The organism is Limimaricola litoreus, from assembly GCF_024159025.1.
GTDB lineage: Bacteria > Pseudomonadota > Alphaproteobacteria > Rhodobacterales > Rhodobacteraceae > Limimaricola > Limimaricola litoreus.
On the sequence record NZ_JAMYXC010000182.1, the window covers coordinates 1 to 920 of the forward strand.

1 protein-coding gene is annotated in these 920 nt (G+C 71.5%); it reads left to right on the forward strand.

The genetic code is table 11. The features are described from left to right. Positions 1-60 precede the first annotated feature (60 nt). On the forward strand, positions 61-920 hold an 860-nt coding region (locus NHG85_RS11795; protein ID WP_253332610.1), incomplete at its 3' end, for an ABC transporter substrate-binding protein.

Sequence of the window (920 nt, forward strand, 5' to 3'; positions counted from 1 at the left end):
GCGGCTCGGCCCCGGCGCGGATGGCTTCGAGGCGGCGCTGACGCTGCCGAGGCTCGGCGCATGATCCGCGCCGCCCTCATGGCGCTTATGCTGCTCGCCGCCCCCGCCCGCGCGCAGGAGCTGACGCGCGATTTCGGGCCAGAGGCCGCGACCGAAGTGCTGCGCCTGCGCTCGACCACCGACATCGTCGTGCTGGGCCCGGTGATCGAGAGCTTTCTGGCCACCCGCCCCGGCCTGCGCATCGCCTATGAGCAATGGGGGTCGAACGCGCTCTACGGCCTGCAATCGGCCGATTGCGCCGCCGGGCGGTCGGGCGCGGATCTGGTGATCTCCTCGGCGGTGCACCAGATGGTGGACCTCGTGAACGAGGGCTGCGCGCGGCCGCATCGCTCGGCGTTCACCGCCGCCCTGCCCGATGCGCTGATCTGGCGCGACGAGCTTTGGGGTGTCACCCGCGAACCGGCGGTGATGGTGTACAACCGCCGATTGGTGCCGCCCGCGCAGGTGCCGCGCTCGCGCTTCGATCTGCTCGACCTGCTGCGTCCGACCGAAAGCCCGTTTCGCGGCCGCGTCGCGACCTATGACATCGAGCGTTCGGGTCTGGGCTTTCTCTTCGCCTTCGCGGATTCGATGGAAGCCACGACCTTCGGCGGGCTGATGGAGAGCTTCGGGCGCTCGGGCGCCATCGCCACCTGCTGCTCGGCCGAGATCATCGACGGCGTGGCCGAGGGGCGCTACCTCGTGGCCTACAACGTGCTGGGCTCCTATGCGCTGGTGCGCGCGCGGCGCGACGCGCGGCTCGGGGTGATCGCGCCGCGCGATTACACGCTGGTGCTGTCGCGCGCCGCGATGATCCCGGCGACGGCGGGCCAGCCGCGCGCGGCGGCGCAGTTCGTCGATTTCCTGCTTTCGGCGCAGGG